The 17,750-nt window shown below is 59.8% G+C and carries 14 protein-coding genes; all 14 read right to left on the reverse strand.

The window, feature by feature from the left end:
- Positions 1–43: 43 nt before the first annotated feature.
- The 14 genes from ftsA to FFV09_RS02835 all read right to left on the reverse strand — a co-directional run bounded on the left by ftsA (position 44) and on the right by FFV09_RS02835 (position 17,721).
- Positions 44–1,297: a cell division protein FtsA gene (gene ftsA / locus FFV09_RS02770; protein ID WP_141450298.1), complete on the reverse strand. Its 1,254-nt coding sequence runs from the start codon at positions 1,295–1,297 to the stop codon at positions 44–46.
- 196 nt (positions 1,298–1,493) lie between these two features.
- Entirely contained in the window at positions 1,494–2,267 is a 774-nt protein-coding gene (locus FFV09_RS02775) for a cell division protein FtsQ/DivIB (RefSeq protein WP_141446269.1), read from the reverse strand.
- A 164-nt stretch (positions 2,268–2,431) separates the two neighbouring features.
- Positions 2,432–3,565 carry an undecaprenyldiphospho-muramoylpentapeptide beta-N-acetylglucosaminyltransferase gene (gene murG / locus FFV09_RS02780; RefSeq protein ID WP_141446270.1) on the reverse strand — a complete coding sequence of 378 codons (1,134 nt, stop codon included), beginning with the start codon at positions 3,563–3,565 and terminating at the stop codon, positions 2,432–2,434.
- Between the two features lie 15 nt (positions 3,566–3,580).
- Positions 3,581–5,014, reverse strand: a complete 1,434-nt coding sequence (gene murD, locus FFV09_RS02785; protein ID WP_141446271.1) for a UDP-N-acetylmuramoyl-L-alanine--D-glutamate ligase — start codon at positions 5,012–5,014, stop codon at positions 3,581–3,583.
- A gap of 4 nt (positions 5,015–5,018) precedes the next feature.
- Positions 5,019–5,984 (reverse strand): phospho-N-acetylmuramoyl-pentapeptide-transferase, encoded by a 966-nt coding sequence (gene mraY, locus FFV09_RS02790; RefSeq protein WP_141446272.1) that lies wholly within the window; start codon positions 5,982–5,984, stop codon positions 5,019–5,021.
- A gap of 7 nt (positions 5,985–5,991) precedes the next feature.
- Entirely contained in the window at positions 5,992–7,401 is a 1,410-nt protein-coding gene (locus FFV09_RS02795) for a UDP-N-acetylmuramoyl-tripeptide--D-alanyl-D-alanine ligase (RefSeq protein WP_141450299.1), read from the reverse strand.
- Complete coding sequence (locus FFV09_RS02800; RefSeq protein WP_141450300.1) at positions 7,401–8,888, reverse strand: UDP-N-acetylmuramoyl-L-alanyl-D-glutamate--2,6-diaminopimelate ligase; 1,488 nt, start codon at positions 8,886–8,888, stop codon at positions 7,401–7,403. The genes FFV09_RS02795 and FFV09_RS02800 overlap by 1 nt, the downstream gene beginning before the upstream one ends.
- Positions 8,889–8,997: 109 nt before the next feature.
- Positions 8,998–11,403: a penicillin-binding transpeptidase domain-containing protein gene (locus FFV09_RS02805; RefSeq protein WP_141446273.1), complete on the reverse strand. Its 2,406-nt coding sequence runs from the start codon at positions 11,401–11,403 to the stop codon at positions 8,998–9,000.
- A gap of 82 nt (positions 11,404–11,485) precedes the next feature.
- On the reverse strand, positions 11,486–11,893 hold the full coding sequence (locus FFV09_RS02810; protein ID WP_141446274.1) for a hypothetical protein: 408 nt from the start codon (positions 11,891–11,893) through the stop codon (positions 11,486–11,488).
- A 23-nt stretch (positions 11,894–11,916) separates the two neighbouring features.
- On the reverse strand, positions 11,917–12,873 hold the full coding sequence (gene rsmH, locus FFV09_RS02815) for a 16S rRNA (cytosine(1402)-N(4))-methyltransferase RsmH (RefSeq protein ID WP_141446275.1): 957 nt from the start codon (positions 12,871–12,873) through the stop codon (positions 11,917–11,919).
- Between the two features lie 46 nt (positions 12,874–12,919).
- Complete coding sequence (gene mraZ, locus FFV09_RS02820; protein ID WP_141450301.1) at positions 12,920–13,357, reverse strand: division/cell wall cluster transcriptional repressor MraZ; 438 nt, start codon at positions 13,355–13,357, stop codon at positions 12,920–12,922.
- A 216-nt stretch (positions 13,358–13,573) separates the two neighbouring features.
- Positions 13,574–14,839, reverse strand: coding sequence for an adenosylhomocysteinase (locus FFV09_RS02825; protein WP_141446276.1), 1,266 nt, complete (start codon positions 14,837–14,839; stop codon positions 13,574–13,576).
- Positions 14,840–14,896: 57 nt separating this feature from the next.
- Entirely contained in the window at positions 14,897–16,525 is a 1,629-nt protein-coding gene (bshC, locus tag FFV09_RS02830) for a bacillithiol biosynthesis cysteine-adding enzyme BshC (protein ID WP_141446277.1), read from the reverse strand.
- A gap of 272 nt (positions 16,526–16,797) precedes the next feature.
- The gene (locus FFV09_RS02835; RefSeq protein WP_141446278.1) at positions 16,798–17,721 is read right to left on the reverse strand and encodes an ABC transporter ATP-binding protein; all 924 of its coding nucleotides are present in this window, start codon (positions 17,719–17,721) and stop codon (positions 16,798–16,800) included.
- Between the last annotated feature and the right edge of the window lie 29 nt (positions 17,722–17,750).

Genomic DNA, 17,750 nt, shown 5'->3' on the forward strand with positions numbered 1-17,750 from the left:
ATCTCCCCCTCGTTTTCCTTGGATGGGCTCGTTTTTGTGTGACTTAAATAAATTCGCTAAACATATTTTTGAGCTTTTCTAGGAAACCGGTTTTCTGGGTCGTCTCCGGTGCGGGATTGGATTTAGGTCGATTGACGGGTTTCTTGCCCGGCGCTGCGTTTCCTCTGCCGCGATTTTTCCGAATGACGCTGTACAAAATGCCGATCCCGCTCGTAAAGGCCGGGTCCCGCACGCCGATGTAATCCGGCACGGCAAGACGGACAGACGCCGACAGTTCGCTTTGGGCAACTTGCAGAACCCCCGGCATCGCGACCGTTCCGCCGCTCAGCACGTAGCCGCCCGGAATGTCCGGATAACCCATGCGCTGAATCTCCTGATGAATAAGCTGGAAAATCTCCTGCACCCGCGGCTCGATGATCGCAGCCAGGTCTTCCTGCGTATATTCCTTCTCGATCGTGCTGCCGATCCGGTTGACCTTGAATACGACGTCAGCCGCCGCATCCGCCATCATAGCGCATCCGTACTTCAGCTTGACCTTCTCGGCCTGATCGGTCACCGTGCGCAGTCCGTAAGCGATATCGTTCGTGACGTATTCGCCTCCGACCGGAATCGTCGAGACGGCCGTAAGATGGCCGCTTTCGAAGACGGAAATGGTCGCCTGGCCGGCTCCGATATCGATCAGTGCCGTACGCATCGTCTTCTCGTCCTTGGTAAGCGCCAGCTGGCCGGCCCCGAGGGAAATCAGCACCAGTTCTTTCACCTTGAGGTCGGCTTTCTCCACGCAGCGCAAAAGGTTATGTATAGCCGTTTTTGCGCCGGTGACAATCGTAGCTTCCACCTCCAAGCGGGATCCGATCATGCCCCGCGGATCCTGAATTCCCTCCAAGCCGTCAACCACGAATTGCTTGGCAACGACATCGATGATTTCACGTTCCGGCGGAAGAGCCACGACTTCGGCCGCCTTGGTTACGCGCTCGATATCGTCCTCCCCGATTTCTCGGTCTTCGTTCGACACGGTCACGACGCCGCGGCTGGACTGCAGCCCGATATGGCTGCCCGATATTCCGACGTAAACTTCCGTTATTTGAATGCCGACCATTCGCTCGGCATGCTCCACGGCGCCGCGAATCGATTGGACGGTCTGATCGACGTCAACAATGGCGCCTTTTCGGATTCCTTCCGAATCGGCAGATCCAACTCCAATAATATTAAAGGTTCCGTTGTTGATTTCCCCAATAATAGCACGAACTTTGGATGTACCGATGTCCAAACTAACAATGATGTCATTGCTGCTCAAGCCCTTGGCACCTCCCGTTTGCAAAATTGTTCATCTGGTTCGTCTAAAGCCGGATGTTTGGCGTATCTCCATACCTAATTCAACACGGCTTAAACTTTCCCTCTTTCGTTTTAAAGATTTTTATGCGGATTGTGTATCTTTTTGCGAGAATACAGCAAACATTATAGCATCTTTTGGCAGCGGGGAGTAGCGGGCTTTAGGGCGAGATCACGCCGTTCTCTCCGTCTTCCGTACTCACGAAAGGAACCAAATCGTTGGCTTCGAGCATTTTGATCATGCCCGGCGCCTGCGTTTCGGTAATTCCGCCCAAAATTTCGAGCTTTTCCTTCAGCAGCGCGACGGTCGTCTCCACCTCGAACCGCGAGCGCGTGTAGATCCGGATCTTGTCCGGATAAGCCTCCGACGGCCAGGGCATAATCTCGGACAGGTCGGCCAGCAGGCTGTCGGGCACCGAATCCAGCACGCGGCACAGCTTCGCCTTCTCTTCTTCCCGTCCGGCCCACTCCGTCAGCATCGGCTTCTCGGCCGGCAGCCCCTGATCGCGCAGCTTGATCTCCGCGCCGCTGCCGAGCAGCGCCTGAATGCTGCCGTCTTCCAGCAGTTCGTACGCGACCGGATCGTATTCGTCGACGATCAGCCGCACCGTGCCCGGAAAATTTTTGTCCACCGTCACTTTTTCGACCGCGTTCAGATTCGCTACGACCCGCTGCTCGACGCTCTCCGCGCTCGATCCGAAAAATTGGCCGCCGATCCGCAGTCCCGCCGCTTCGATCACCGCCGAACGGTCGACGTACACGTTGCCTTCGACCTCGATCTGCTGAATGCGGCTCAACGAAGAACGGAAAAAGATCAGGCTTAACCCGGCTGCCAGCAGCAAGGCAAGGATCAGCCCCAACTTCCAGCGTTTCCCGCGGCGCGGCTTCCGGGTGTCCGACTCTCGGTTTTCGATCGGTTTGACTACTTTAAGCATGCATATTCTCCATCCGGCCGCCCGGCGTCCGCTTCTCCAAAAACGGGAATAGGAACAGAGCGGTTAATTGCGCGGTACGCGGCATCCGCGCCGCCGAAAAAACGACGGGCTTTTGTGTTACGTTCATTATACACGTGCGAAGCACGATGGCAAAGATAACACCGTCACAAGACGCCCCGGCGAATCGCCTGGGCCCTCACGGCAAGCTTGCGAAGCTCGGTCGCAATGACGACCGCGGAGTCCGGCTTGCCGAGTTCCGCCGACCGTTCCGCCATGCGGGTGCGCAAATATTCGTCGCGCATGACCGCTTCGACAGCGGCGAACAGACTTTCTCCGCCGAGTTCGCGCTCCAAAATGACGATGGCCGCGCCGTCTTCTTCCAGCGCGCGGGCATTCACTTCCTGGTGATTGTTCGTGACGTTCGGCGACGGAATCAATACCGCCGGGATGCCGAGCGACGTCACTTCCGCCAGGAACGAAGCACCCGCGCGGCTAACCACGAGCGTCGAAGCGGCCAGCACCTCGGGCATGCGCTCCACGTAAGGCAGCACATGCAGATTGGAAGGCGTCACCCACGGCGCCTCTTCCAGCGTTCTTTTGGCTTCTTCGTAGTATCTTTTGCCTGTCACGTACACAAAATGCACGTCCGGCATGCGCACGATGTCCGGCACCATCTGCAGCATCGCTTCGTTGATCGCTTTGGCGCCGATACTGCCTCCGACCACGAGCACGACCGGCGTTTCCTGCGGCAGGCCGAGCAGGCGGAATCCTTCCGCCGCATCGGCGCTGTGCACGGTCGTGGCACGCGGATTGCCGCTGTACATGACACGTCTGGCTTTGGGGAACTGATCCTGCGTCCCGTCGAAACTGACCGCCACCGTGTTCACGTAGCGGCTGAGGAAGCGGTTCGTCAATCCGGGAATCGCGTTCTGCTCGTGAATCAGCGTCGGAATGCGCAGCTTGTGGGCCGCGTAGACGACCGGGCCGCACACGTAGCCGCCGGTCCCGATCACGACGTCGGGCTTGAACTTCTCCAGCAGTTCCGAAGAAGCCTGCACGCCGCGCAGAAAGCGCAGCACGGTCTTGATGTTGTCGGCCGAAAGGCTGCGGCGGAACCCGGTGATGTCCAGCGTCTCGAAACGCATGCCCGTGGCGGGCACGATCGTGTTCTCCAGTCCCCTTTTTCCTCCGACGTACAAAAATTCGGTATCCGGCTTGTCCGCCTTCAACTGCTCGGCAATGGCGAGGGCGGGATAAATATGTCCGCCGGTCCCGCCGCCGGTCAATACGACACGCATACGATGTCCTCCCGTCTATTCAGATATCGAACGGACCGCTTCCTTGAACAGCCGTCCCCGTTCTTCGAACGAAGCGAACATGTCCCAGCTGGCGCAGGCCGGCGACAGCAGCACCGTGTCGCCGGCTTCGGCGAGGCGCTGCGCTTCGGCGACCGCGGCCCGCAGCGTGTCCGCCGCGTCGCCCAGCGGTTCGACGACCGAGACCTCGCCCACGCCCGCGCGGCGCGCGACGCCGGCGATCGTGCTGCGCGTCTCGCCGAAAGTGACGAGCGCTTTGACTTTGGACTGCAATCCCGGCAGCAGCTCTTCGTAATCGGAACCGCGATCGAGTCCGCCCGCGATCAGGACGACCGGCGCTTCGAACGCCGACAGCGCCGTCAGCGTCGCCTGGGAGTTGGTCGCTTTCGAGTTGTTGTAATACGACAGGCCGCCGAAAGTGCCGAGCGCTTCCAGGCGGTGTTCCACGCCTCCGAACGCGGCAAGCGGCGCCCGGAGCGCGGCGGGTTCGACCCCGGCCGCGATCGCCGCGGCGCAGGCCGCCATCGCGTTCGCCACGTTGTACGTGCCCGCAAGGCGGATCTCTTCGGTGCGGATCAACTCGTGCACCGTTCCCGACGCGTCGCGGTAGACGATTCGGCGGTCGGCGTTATCGCCGCTGCCGTCCGCCGGATAGGCGGGCGAAGCGTACACGCCTTCGAGCGTCAGTTCCTCGGTCATCGAAAAAGGGAATACCCGCCCTTTGAGATACGGAACCAGATCCCGGCAGAACGGATCGTCCCAGTTGACGATGCTGACGTCTTCCGGCGTCTGGTTGACGAAAATTTTCGCTTTGGACGACGAGTAGTCTTCCATGGAACCGTGATAATCCAGATGCGTCTCCGCCACGTTCAGCAGGCAGGCGATACGCGGCGCGAACTTGAGCGTGCCTTTGAGCTGGAAACTGCTCAATTCGACGACGAGCCAGTCGTCCGGCTGCGCATCGAGCGCGGCGTCGCACAGCGGCGTGCCGATATTGCCGGCGACGATCGGGTTCAGGCCGGCGGACTTCAGAATCTCGCCGATCCACGTCGTCGTCGTCGTCTTGCCGTTCGAACCGGTAATCCCGATCATCGGAGCGGCCGAGAGATAATAAGCCACTTCCACCTCGGTGACGACCTCGATCCCGAGCGCAAGCGCGGCGGCAATCGGAGGCGACGAGTACGGAATGCCCGGGTTCTTAATTACCAGCGCGACTTCCGAATGAATCAGGTCGTCGGGATGGCCGCCGCACACCACTTTGATTCCCAGTTCTTCCAACGCGGAAGCTTCGGGGCTTTCTTCGCGCGTTTTCCGGTCATTTACCGTCACGTTCGCGCCGAAAGCGTGCATCGTTTTGGCCGCCGATACGCCGCTGCGCGCAAGGCCCAGCACGACGACTTCGCGGTTTGCATATTGTTTTGGATGTTCCATTTGTCTACAGCCCCTTGCCGAGATACAGCCCGAGCGCGGCCAGAAGCAGAGCGACGCCGAAGAATACGGCAACGATCCGCCATTCCGACCAGCCGGACAGCTCGTAATGATGATGAATCGGACTCATTTTAAAAATCCGCTTGCCCCGCGTCTTGAACGAGATCACCTGGATCACGACGGACAACAGTTCGATGACGAACACGCCGCCGATCAGCAGAAACAAAAATTCCTGCTTGGTCAGAATCGCCACGGCGCCAAGCGCTCCGCCGATCCCGAGCGAGCCGGTATCTCCCATGAACACTTTCGCGGGATGCGCGTTGTAGACGAGAAAGCCCAGAACGGCTCCCGCCATCGCCGACGCGCCGAGCGCGGCCGGAAACTGGGTCGCCTGCATGGCGATCAGCGCGTACGCGCCGAGCGCCGGCGCGCTGACCGCGGAGAGCAGTCCGTCCACGCCGTCGGTAAAGTTCACCGCGTTGGAGATCGCCAGCAACATCAGCACGATGAACGGATAATAGAACCAGCCGCCCCAGTCGAGCGAGATCGAAGTGCCGGGAACGGACAGCGCCGTGCTGTGGCCCGAATCGATCAGCAGCCAGCAGACGATCGCGGAGAAGACCAGCTGCCCGGCGAGCTTTTGCAGCGAAGTGAGGCCCATGGAACGCTTCCGCACGATTTTGATCCAATCATCCAGCAATCCGACCAGGCCGAACCCGAGCGTCGCGGTCAGCAGCACGTAAAACTCCGTATTGATGACAGAAAACTTGGCAAAAGACAGCGTGAACGCCAGCAGGATCACGATCCCGCCCATCGTGGGCGTTCCCGCTTTTTTGAGATGGGCCTGCGGACCTTCCCCCCGTACCTGCTGCCCGAATTTCAGGCGCTGCAGCAGAGGGATGCACAGGGGACCGGCCAGCACGGCCAACAGAAACGAGACGGCGGCGGTCAGGAAAAGCAGCTGCAGGTCCATAGGCCGCTCAGACTCCGTTTTCCCCGGTCAAAGGCTCGCTCTGGAGCGCCTGTACCGCTTCTTCCAGCCGCATGCCGCGCGAAGCTTTGAACAGTACCGCGTCTTCGGACTTCAGATGCGCGCGCAGATGCGCAATCATCGCCGCCTTGTCGGTAAACGCGTGCACGCGGTCCGGCGCCATGTTCTCGCGCGCGCCTTCGGCGGCGTCCGCGGACAGCGGGCCGTACGCGTATACCGCGTCGATCCCCGCATCCGCGGCATACCGGCCGACTTCGCGGTGGTACCGGCGTTCGTCTGCGCCGAGCTCGAGCATGTCGCCGAGCACGAGCACGCGGGAAGCGAAGCCCTGTAGCCCGGCCAGCACGTCGATCGCCGCGCGGGCGGACGTGGGACTTGCGTTGTAGGCATCGTTGAACAGGGCAAGTCCCGACACGCCGGTCAAGCGTTCGATGCGCATGCCGGTCAGGCGCAGATTCGCCAAGCCGGTCTTCATGCGCTCGGCGTCGATGCCGAATTCCCGGGCCGCCGCCATCGCCGCGAGCGCATTGCCCACGTTATGGCTGCCGAGTACCGGAATCGCAAAGCGGGCTTCGCCTTCGCTTCGCGCCGAGAACGCCATGCCGCCGCCTTCCGGCTTCATGCCGATCGGATAATCGTCGCTGGCAGCGTCCGCGCCGAACGTGAAGATCCGCAGATCCTGCGGCAGATCGGCCTTGATCTCTTCCAGCACCTGCGGGATCAGCGGCTCGTCCCCGCTGCAGATCAGCAGCCCGCCGGGCTTCGTTCCCGCGGCGATTTCAAGCTTGGCGCGCGCGATATTGTGCCGGCTGCCCAGATTCAGCAGGTGGGATTCGCCGATATTGGTTACGATCGCCACGTCCGGCGGCGCGATACGCGCAAGCAGCGCGATCTCGCCGAGATCGCTCATGCCCATCTCCAGCACGACGACTTCCGTCTGCTCCGGCATGGACAGCAGCGTCAGCGGCAGCCCCAGATGGTTGTTGAAGTTGCCCTGCGTCTTATGGACGCGCAGCTTGGTATCCAGCAGCGCGTACACCATATCTTTGGTCGTCGTCTTGCCGTTGCTGCCGGTAATGCCGACGACTTTGGCGCCGCTTTCTTGCAGATAGGCCGAAGCGAGGCGCTGCAGCGCCTCCAGCACGTCGTCCACTTCGATCAGCGCGCCTTCGGGCGCACCGGCCCGGCCGCGCTGCCACAAAGAAGCCGCGCCGGCTTCCAGCGCCCCGGCCACGAACTCGTGCCCGTCCACGTTCGAACCGCCGAGCGGTACGAACAGCGAGCGTTCGCCCAGCTTGCGGGAATCGATAACGACGCCCGCGATCGGCTTGTCCGCGTCGGCCGCCCGGAGAAGACGGCCGCCGCACATATCGGCTATCCGGCCGAGTGTCCGTTCGATCACTTCGCGACTCCCCTTACCGCTTCCGCCGCGACGATCCGGTCGTCGAAGTCCAGCACTTGTTTGCCGACCAACTGGTAGGTCTCATGCCCTTTGCCCGCGATCAGCACGACGTCGCCGGGCTGCGCTTCCGCCACGGCGAGGCGGATCGCTTCGGCGCGGTCCACGACGAGCGTGTACCGGCTTCGATCGACGCCGTCTTCGATGAGGCCCGCTTCGATGTCGCGCAGGATGGCGTCGGGATCTTCCGTGCGCGGATTGTCCGACGTGACGAACGCCATATCGCTGTATTTGACCGCGATGCGGCCCATGATCGGACGTTTGGTCCGGTCGCGGTCGCCGCCGCAGCCGAAGACGCACAGCACCCGCTTCTCGGCAAACTCGACCACGGTGCGCAGCACGTTCTCCAGTCCGTCCGGCGTATGCGCGTAATCGACGATGATCGCGAACGGCTGCCCCGCATCGACCGCTTCGACGCGGCCATCGACGCCGGCGACAGCTTCGAGGCTGGCTTTGATCTCCTCCAGCGCCACGCCTTCGATCAGGGCCGCCGAAATGGCGGCCAGCGCGTTATAGACATTGAACTTGCCGACCATGCGCAGCTGGACGTCGGCCGAGCCTTTGAACGTGTCAACGTGGAAAAACGTGCCCTGGGCCGTGATCTTGATCGCCGAAGCGCGAACGTCGCAGTCGTTCTCGACGCCGTACGTCACGACTTCGGCCGCTGTCGCTTTGGCGAATTCCGCCGAAGCTGCGTCGTCCGCGTTCAGCACGGCGTATTTGCGCTGCGACGGGTCCGCCGGAAGCGCGTTGCCCAACCGGGAAAAGAACAGCCCTTTGGCTGCGCGGTACTCTTCCATCGAATGATGGTAATCGAGATGATCCTGCGTCAGGTTCGTGAAGACCGCCGTGCGGTAATCGGTCCCTTTGACGCGTCCCTGCTCCAGTGCGTGCGAAGACACTTCCATGATGCAGCATTCCACGCCCCGCCCTGACATGTCCGCGAGCGAGCGCTGCAGGCCAAGCGATTCCGGCGTCGTGCCCGACATCGGGAACGTCTCGCCGTCGTAGCGCATCTCGATCGTGCCGATCAGTCCCGTCTTGACGCCGTGATCCTGCATGATCCGCTCGATCAGGTAGGTCGTCGTCGTCTTGCCGTTCGTTCCGGTGACGCCGATCATGCGCATCGCGCGGCTCGGCTCGCCGAAGAACGCGTTGGCCAAGACGGCCATCGCCATCCGGCTGTCGCGAACGAGCAGCTGCGGCAGCTGCGTGTCCAGCTCGCGCTCGACGACGAGCGCGACCGCACCTTGCGCTTCCGCCTGTTTGGCGTAATCGTGTCCGTCTACCGTGAAGCCCGGCAGGCAGATAAACAAGTCGCCGGAAGAGACTTTGCGGGAATCGATCTCGATCCCCGTACATTCGGTTTCTCCGCTGCCGATCAGACGCGCGGTAATCAAGTTTGTAGCCAACTGCTGCAATCGCATCATTCATTCTCCCCTTATTCCTCGTAATCGTATTGCTCCGTCTTCCTATCCTGCCCGGGCCGCAAAATGCCCGAGCCCGCCAATGGCAGGCCCGGGCTTTGCTCGCGCATCAGTTCAGAGGAGCCGCGTCGCTTTCCGGAGCGGGATCGGCCGGCGCCACGATGCCGCCGTCGATCAGCGGTTCGTTCGTCTCGATCTCCCCGTCCTCTGCGGCCGGCTCTTCCGCTATCGCTTCGCCTCCGACCGTCACGTCCTCGGTCTCCGGATCGTCGATGCCGGTCACGGTCGTTTTGGCCGATTTGAGCGTCAGCACGACCACCCGGCTGCCGTCCGCATGCTTCGACAGCTTTTGCGAAGCGACGTAGCCCGATCCTTTGGTACTGATCGAGACGTCCAGCAGCGCCAGGATGTCCACCGCGTCGCGCAGCGACAATCCGGTCAGATCCGGCACGTTCATCTGTTCCTTGTTCTCGGACAGCAGATAGATCTTCTGTCCGGCATACATGGCGCTGCCCGCGGCCGGATACTGCTCCAGCACGGTCTTGCCCGCACCGACCTGTTCATAGGCCAGCCCTTCGTCCAGAAGTTTGTCCTTCGCGTCCTGCAAATTCATTTTGACCAGGTTCGGCGCCGTGACTTTGAGCAGCGTATCGCCGGTCTCGGCGTTCTCGGATTCGCTCTGGATTTCGGTATCGGAAAATTTCTTCGGCACGCCCATATATTCCAGCGTTTGCGCCAAAATTTCTTTGGCGACCGGAGCGGCGATCCGTCCGCCGCTCGCGTTCGGGTCATTCGGTTCGTCCAACATGACGAAAATGGCGACTTTCGGATCGTCGGCCGGCGCGTAACCGATAAACGAGACGGCGGAACGCGTCTTGTCATAAGCGTTGCCGTCGGCATTGACGGTGCCCGTCTTCTCGGCCGTACCGGTCTTGCCCGCTACCCGGTAGCCCGGAATGTAGGCGTTGCGGCCGGTGCCGATTTTCTGGTCGGACACGACCTGCTCCAGGTAGCCGCTGACCACTTTCGCCGTTTCGGGCGTAATGACGTCGCGCACTTTGGCCACGTCGTTCAATTTCTCGACTTCGCCCGTCATCGGATTGCTTTCTGACTTGACGATATGCGGCTTCAACAGCCGACCGCCGTTGGCGACAGCCGAGATCGCGGCAATCTGCTGAATCGGCGTCACGTTAACGTTGTGGCCGAACGTAATCGCCGCCTGGTCGATCAGCGGACTGTTCTCGGTTACGTTCATCGTACCGGTCAGTTCGCCCGGCAGTTGAATGTCGGTCTTCTCGCCGAACCCGAAGTTTTTGATATATTCGGCCAGCTTCTTCGTACCGACCATCTCCATGCCCAACTTCACGAACGCGACGTTACTGGAATGCTTGACGCCGTCCAGGTACGAGATGGTGCCCCAATTCCGGCTTACGTCATGCACCGTGCTGCGGCCGACCTGGATCGTTCCCGATTGATACAGATCGTTCGGGTTGAACTTGCCTTCTTGCACCGCCGCCGACAACGTGACGATCTTGAACGTGGAACCCGGCTCGTACATGCCCGATACGGCCAACGCGCGGTACGGATCGTTTTCCGGATCGGCGTAGTCCGCATAGCTGTTCGGATCGAACGTCGGCATGTTGACCATGGCCAGAATATCCATCGTGTTCGGATCGGCCATGACGATCGACATACTTTTCGGTTTGTACTGCTCGTACGCTTTTTTGGCAGCCTGTTCGGCATAATACTGGATCGTGCTGTCGATCGTCAGCTGAATCGAAGTGCCGTCTTTGGGTGCGGTCACTTCACTTTTCGCGTTCGGCAGTTCGACGCCTTTGGCGTCTCTCTGGTAAGCGATTTTGCCGTCGATGCCCTGCAGTTTTTCTCCGTAAAAAGACTCGATGCCGTATTTCGGGTTGCCGTCGTTATCGACGAAGCCGAGCACGTTCGCCGCCAGCATATGCTGGGGATAGAAGCGCTTGATCTGGTCGTCGAACACGATGCCGATATCGGCTTTTTCCGACAGGTCTTTTTGCTTGCGCACCGAGGCGATCTCGGTTTCGATTTCCGCTTTGAGGTCGCCGTCGATTTTCCAGCCCTGCGGCCGCACTTCGACCCAGACGCTGTAATCGCCTTTTTTGTACGTGCCGTTCTCGCTGTCTTTGTCGTACGTTCGCGAGACCATATCGCGCAGTTTCGTCTCGTCGACGCCCAGCTTGTCATGCAGAATCCGGACGACTTCGTCCGCCGTCCCGCGCTGGTTGATGATATTCGGTTCCACCACGACGGAATAAGCAGGCGAATCGACCGCCAATTCCTTGCCGTTGCGGTCCGTGATCGCGCCGCGCTCCGCGCGCAGCACTTTGGAAGCCGACCACTGGTCGACCGCCGTCTTATGCCAGAAATCGCCCTGAATCACTTGGAGGAAAAACACTCTTCCGACCAGAACGAGAAAAAAGAGGGTAATTGCCCCTCCGATTAAAAGCGTACGCATTTTCACTCTTTTTGTCAGCATGGCGATGGAACCTCCTGCTCGTTTCGTTCCACGCTTCCGCGCGGGGCCCTAACACCGGGGCGCTTCGGTCTTCAAAAAACGGCTAATTGCTGCCTTCCGCGGCCGGCTGCGTTTCTTCGCCGCTTTTGCGCTCGACGAAGATCGGCTCGTGTTCCGTGGCCTGCACAAGGCCCATGGACAGCGCCGTCGGAACGATCGCCTGGCGAAGTTCCTGCTTGTCCCGTTCCGCCTGGGCAATATCTTTGTTGATCTGGTTCGTCTCGCTCTGAATCGTAGCGATCTGGTGATTCAGATCGTAGATATGTACGTATCGCCAAGCCACGATGCTGCACAGGGCGACCGCGACCAGCACGCTGGCCAGATACAGCATTTTTTCCCGCATCGGGAGCTCGGCCCGGCGTGTGACCACCGTCGTCTTTTGACGATACTGCTGCGAGCTCTGCCGCTGCTCCTGTTCCCGGACCGCCAGATTTCCGCGTGTCTGTACCATTGATCAATCTCCTCGTCGTGGAATTATTTCGTCTTCTCCGCTACCCGAAGTTTGGCCGAACGCGCTCTCGGATTTTGTTCGATCTCTTCATCCGTCGGCAAAACCGGTTTGCGGTTGATCAATTTGATGCTGTTCGGCCCTTCGTACACTTCGACGGGGAATCCCGGCGGAGCCACGTTTTTGCCCGTATAACCGAGTAAAATCTGTTTACAGATTCGATCTTCGAGCGAATGGAACGTGATCACGCTGATCCGTCCGCCCTTGGCCGTGCAGCGTACCGCTGCGTGCAGCGCGTCCTCGAACGCGGACAGCTCGTCGTTGACGGCGATCCGCAGCGCCTGGAAACTGCGCTTGGCCGGATGGCCGCCTGTTCTGCGGGCTGCGGCCGGAATGCCTTCCTTGATAATCTCCGCCAGTTCCGTCGTCGTCTCGATCGGCTGCTTGGATCGATGCTGCCCGATCTTGCCGGCGATCCGGCGCGAGAACTTCTCTTCGCCGTACCGGTACAAAATACGCGTGATTTCTTCTTCCGGCCATTCGTTGATAATCGTTCGCGCCGTCAGTTCGGCCGACTGGTCCATCCGCATGTCCAGCGGGGCTTCGTGATTGTAGCTGAATCCGCGGGAGCCTTCGTCGAACTGCGGCGAAGACACGCCGAGATCGAACAGAAAGCCGTCGACCTGGGGCACGCCGTCTTCGCCTTGCGGAACGCCCGCTTCGATCAGCGCCTGTTCCAGCTCGCGGAAATTGGTCTTGACGAGCGTGATCCGGTCGCCGTAGGCGGCCAATTTCTCGCGCGCGTTGTCAAGCGCCCAATCGTCCTGATCGAGCGCGATCAATCGTCCGCCTTCGCCGAGCGAGGACGCGATCAACGCGCTGTGCCCGGCTCCGCCGAGCGTGCAATCCACGTAAATGCCGTCCGGCTTAATATTCAGCCCTTCGACGGCTTCTTCCCTAAGCACCGTAATGTGATGAAACAATTTCGTATCCCCCAGACGTACCTTGTCAAATTAATGGATGTTCCTGTTAAAAGTCGATGTCAAAATCGGAAAGCTTCTCCGCAATTTCGCCGAACGACTCTTCCGACCGCTTGTAATAACGGTCCCAGTTGTCCCGGCTCCAAATCTCGACCCGGCTGCCCGCGCCGATCACGACGCATTCTTTGTCCAACTGCGCGTACTCGCGCAAGTTGGCGGGCAGGTTGGCTCTTCCCTGCTTGTCCCATTCGCATTCCGCCGCGCCCGAGAAAAAAAACCGGGTAAAAGCCCGCGCGTCGGATTTCATCAAAGGCAGGTTGTTCAGTTTGCGTTCGAGAAGTTCCCATTCCTGCTCGGAGTAAACGAAAAGGCATTGGTCCAGACCCCGGGTCACGATGCAGCGCAAGCCCAATTTCTCCCGGAATCTGGCAGGGACGATCAGGCGGCCTTTATCGTCGATGTTGTGCCGGTATTCGCCCATAAACATCGTCAGACCCACCCTTCGTCCTTTTCCCTCCACTTTGTACCACTTCCCGCCACTTACAGCATAATGGATTACACGCCCAAAATCAAAGTCCTTCCGCAAATTTCACGCTTTTTCGCCGTATTTGACGTTTTTTCTGTCTTTGTGCTCTTTCATAATTAGAAAAAAGCCGCTTCTCCCGGTTGATTTGGGAGAAACGACCTGTTTTTGGATGACGATTTAGACGTTCCAGCTCTGCAAATACGTTTTTTGCATCTCGCTTAATTCGTCGATCCGGATGCCCATGCTTTCCAGTTTGTAGCGGGCGACCTGCTCGTCGAGCTCGTACGGCACCTTGATCATATGGCGGCCGATTTCCTCGTAATTTTCGTTGATGTAACGCAGCGACAGCGCCTGCAGCGCAAACGTCATGTCCATGATTTCCGCCGGATGTCCGTCCGCGGCGCCCAGATTGACGAGGCGGCCTTCGGCCAGCAGGTAGATCTTCCGGCCGTCCTTGAACTGGTACTCTTCGATGTTTTTGCGCACCGTGCGGATCGATTCCGAACGTTCTTCCATGTCCGGCTTGCTGACTTCGACGTCGAAGTGTCCGGCATTGGACAAAATCGCGCCGTCTTTCATGACGTCGAAATGTTCGCCGGCGATGACCGCTTTGTTGCCCGTCACCGTAATGAAGAAGTCGCCGAGCGGCGCCGCTTCGAGCATCGTCATGACGCGGAAGCCTTCCATATGCGCTTCCACCGCTTTGATCGGATCGATTTCGGTCACGATCACGTTCGCCCCGAGTCCGCGCGCGCGCATCGCCATGCCTTTGCCGCACCAGCCGTAGCCGACGACGACGACCGTTTTGCCGGCCACGATCAGGTTCGTCGTGCGCATAATGCCGTCCCACGCCGATTGGCCGGTGCCGTAACGGTTGTCGAACAGCGATTTGCAGAACGCGTCGTTGACGCCGATCATCGGAATGCGGAGCGTGCCTTCGTTTTCGAGCGAACGCAGCTTGATGATGCCCGTCGTCGTCTCTTCCGCGCCGCCGCGAATCGTTGCCAGCAGGTCGGGACGCTCTCCGTGCAAAATCGTGGCCAGATCGCCGCCGTCGTCGATGATCAGGTCCGGCTTCGCTTCGAGCGCTTTGATATTCAACGCTTTGAGCTCACCCGGAGCCGGCTGGTACTTGGCGAATACGGTAATGCCGTCTTCGACCAGCGCCGCGCACACGTCGTCCTGCGTGGAGAGCGGATTGCTGCCCGTAATGGTCACTTCCGCGCCGCCGGCCTGAATGACTTTCGCCAGGTAAGCCGTTTTGGCTTCGAGATGCAGGCAGACCGATATTTTGAGTCCTTTAAAAGGCTGATCGCGTTCGAACTGCTCCCGGATACGATTCAGTACCGGCATGTGCGCCGAAGCCCAGTCGATCTTCAGGCGGCCTTCCGGTGCCAGATTGATATCCGCGATAATGCTGTTTTGCTTGGCCAACGAACTCATAGGTTTTCCTCCGCTTCGCTTGCGTAATGGTAAAGCGATCCGCGATTCGCGAACCGGTCAAGCTTCGATGATGCGATGCGCTCCCGTCAGGTCCGGCTCGATCCGCATCAAATCGTCGATCCAGTCGGGGCCATAACGGTTCAGCATGTAAAAGACGGTATAGACGCGTTCCTGCGGACGGTCGAGCGGGAACAGCGTTTTGTAAATGCGGTCCCATCTGCGCAGCTCCGCTTCGTTCTGCCGGGCGATCGTCTGCTTCGTCTTGCCCTGCAAAAAGTCGATCTGCGCCATGATCTTGCCGCGGTTCGTCTCGCCCAGGTCGGCAAGGCCGGGATGCAGCTCGCCGATCCGTTCGATCAGCGGCGCGTACAGCTGCTCGAATTCGGCTTTGGTCTGCTCGAACAGCCCGTCCGTGCCGAGCTTGTCCTGCTCCGCAAGCCAGGCTTCCTTGCGCTCGCCGAACCGCTCCATGACGTCTTCGAAGCTCAGATCGTACGCCTGCATATATTTCTTCGTCGAAGCGTCGACGAGCGTGAACGACATGCGCGGCAGCAAAATCGGCATCTGCATATCCGCCGCTTCGAAACCGTCTTTGGTTCCGGCCCAATAGGCGACTTCGCCGAGGCCGAGCACCGCATACAGCACCGGGAACAAATAATCCTGCATAAGCGGACGGGTCAGTACGTTGTTGCTAAAACATTCCGGACATCGCTCCACGCGTTCCAGCAGTTCGTCCCGGCTCAAGATAACCGTGCCGCGCCGATCGACGAATTTGCCGTCCTGCTTGAACAGCAGCAGACGCTGCCCTTCATGGATATAGAACAGGTTGGCCGCGCCTTCGGCGGCCTGCGCCTGCTGCTCGTAGCCCGCTTCTTCGATCCGCGCGGCCGCTGTCAGATACGCCGCTTCCAGCTCGTCGTTGCGTTCGATCAACCGCCGGAACATCGGCTGTTCCACCTGCCGCAGCGACGGATCGGCCGAATCGACCAGCACTAGGCCGTAGCGGCCGAACAGACGGCCGATCAGACGGGCGAATCCTTCGCTCAGACTGATCGAATGCGGCAGTTCGCTGCGCAGCATATCAAGCAGCTCGCTTTTGAACGCCGAATCGGCCAGTACCCGCTCCAGCTCCGCGATGACCGCTTGCCATTTCTCCGCCGTCACTTCGACATCGCTCACGGAAGACTTGCCGTCATGCCACGATTCCATGCGCAGCCGGCGCACTTCCAGTTCCGGCGTCAGCACATACGTATGGTCCGCTTCGTCCCAGTCGTGGTCTTCGCCCGCGATCCAGAATACCGGCACGACGTCGCGCCCGAGCTGCTGCGCGGCGAGCCGCGCCGCGTTCACGATCGTCGCCGCTTTGTAGATGACCAACAATGAACCGGTAAACAATCCGCTTTGCTGGCCGCCGACTACGACGAGCGCACGCTCGTCGGCGAGCGTCGCGATCGAGCTATGCACCGCTTCATGATCGTTATATTTGGCATTATAGGCGCTCAGCACTTTCACCAGCGCTTGGCGATCGGCCTGCGGCCGGTGCGGGGCATCCAGCCATTCGGCTCTGCGCCGAAGCGCCTGAGCATCCTCTAAATCGTATTCGTATAAGTTATGCGCGTGCTGTCCGCGCACATAATCTTCTCCCAAGGCCGAACCCTTGCGAAGCGCCTGCGGAATGACATTCATGTCTGGCCTTGCCTCCTGTCTGCTATCTGCTTAAACCCTTCTTGATTGTACCCAATCGCTCTCAAGTCGTCAAAGCCACTTTCTGCCGATTCGGATAAAAGTCCGGCGCCGAACCAAACAAAAAGCCGTCTTCCCGAAGCGGCGTGCGCTTCGGAAAGACGGCTGAACCCTGTCCGTTCAAAGGCGGACAGAGCGTGCGGCGAGGCGGAAGGTTCCCGATTAATAAGATCAGGGTCCGTCCTGCCGCTATTTTCGATCAAACGTTCAATCTTTTAGTGAGGCATGGCGACCCAGTGTCCCGGAGAAACTTCGACCAGCGCCGTTTCTTCGCTCTGCTCGCCGGCCGAACGGATCGGACCGCCGCCTTCCGCCGTCAGCAGAATACGCTTTTTCTGCGATTCGACTTCCGGGTCCGCGATCGGAATCGCGGACAGCAGCGATTTGGTGTACGGGTGGATCGGATTGCTGTACAGCTCTTCGCTCTCCGCCAGTTCCACCATTTTACCCAGATACATCACGGCCACGCGGTCGCTGATATGCTTAACCATCGACAGATCGTGCGCGATGAACAGGTAGGTCAGGCCGAGACGTTCCTGCAGTTCCTGCAGCAAGTTGACGACCTGCGCCTGAATCGAGACGTCAAGCGCCGAGATCGGCTCGTCGCAGATGATGAATTTCGGATTGACCGCGAGTGCGCGGGCAATCCCGATCCGCTGACGCTGGCCGCCCGAGAATTCGTGCGGGTAACGCGTAGCGTGATCGGTGTTCAAGCCGACCAGATCCAGCAGCTCTTCGATCCGCTTTTTGCGTTCGCCGCCGGTACCCGCCATTTTGTGGATATCCAGCGCTTCGCCGATAATGTCCGACACCGTGAAGCGCGGGTTCAGCGAGGCGTAAGGATCCTGGAAGATCATCTGCATATCGCGGCGCATCGCTTTCATCTTGTTCGGCGGCAGTTTGTAAATATCCGTTCCGTTGTACCGCACGCTTCCTCCGGTAGGCTCGTACAGGCGCAGAATGGTCCGGCCCGCCGTAGACTTGCCGCAGCCGGATTCGCCGACCATACCCAGCGTCTCGCCTTCGCGGATGGAGAAGTTCAAGTTGTCGACCGCTTTGAGCACTTTGCCTTTTCCTACATTAAAATACTTCTTCAGTCCTTCAACCTCAATCAGGTTTTTGCCGAGTTCTGTTCTCATGGCTGACGCCTCCTTCACTTTAGGATCTG

It is taken from the genome of Saccharibacillus brassicae (genome assembly GCF_006542275.1).
GTDB classification, from domain to species: domain Bacteria; phylum Bacillota; class Bacilli; order Paenibacillales; family Paenibacillaceae; genus Saccharibacillus; species Saccharibacillus brassicae.

Bases quoted from the DNA above. Each gene is read 5' to 3' on its own strand.
- mraZ (WP_141450301.1), bottom strand. From the start codon at position 13,357: ATGTTTATGGGCGAATACCGGCACAACATCGACGATAAAGGCCGCCTG.
- bshC (WP_141446277.1), bottom strand. From the start codon at position 16,525: ATGAATGTCATTCCGCAGGCGCTTCGCAAGGGTTCGGCCTTGGGAGAA.
- murG (WP_141446270.1), bottom strand. From the start codon at position 3,565: ATGCGTGTCGTATTGACCGGCGGCGGGACCGGCGGACATATTTATCCC.
- murD (WP_141446271.1), bottom strand. From the start codon at position 5,014: ATGGAACATCCAAAACAATATGCAAACCGCGAAGTCGTCGTGCTGGGC.
- FFV09_RS02835 (WP_141446278.1), bottom strand. From the start codon at position 17,721: ATGAGAACAGAACTCGGCAAAAACCTGATTGAGGTTGAAGGACTGAAG.
- FFV09_RS02800 (WP_141450300.1), bottom strand. From the start codon at position 8,888: ATGCGATTGCAGCAGTTGGCTACAAACTTGATTACCGCGCGTCTGATC.
- mraY (WP_141446272.1), bottom strand. From the start codon at position 5,984: ATGGACCTGCAGCTGCTTTTCCTGACCGCCGCCGTCTCGTTTCTGTTG.
- FFV09_RS02825 (WP_141446276.1), bottom strand. From the start codon at position 14,839: ATGAGTTCGTTGGCCAAGCAAAACAGCATTATCGCGGATATCAATCTG.
- FFV09_RS02810 (WP_141446274.1), bottom strand. From the start codon at position 11,893: ATGGTACAGACACGCGGAAATCTGGCGGTCCGGGAACAGGAGCAGCGG.
- FFV09_RS02775 (WP_141446269.1), bottom strand. From the start codon at position 2,267: ATGCTTAAAGTAGTCAAACCGATCGAAAACCGAGAGTCGGACACCCGG.
- FFV09_RS02805 (WP_141446273.1), bottom strand. From the start codon at position 11,403: ATGCTGACAAAAAGAGTGAAAATGCGTACGCTTTTAATCGGAGGGGCA.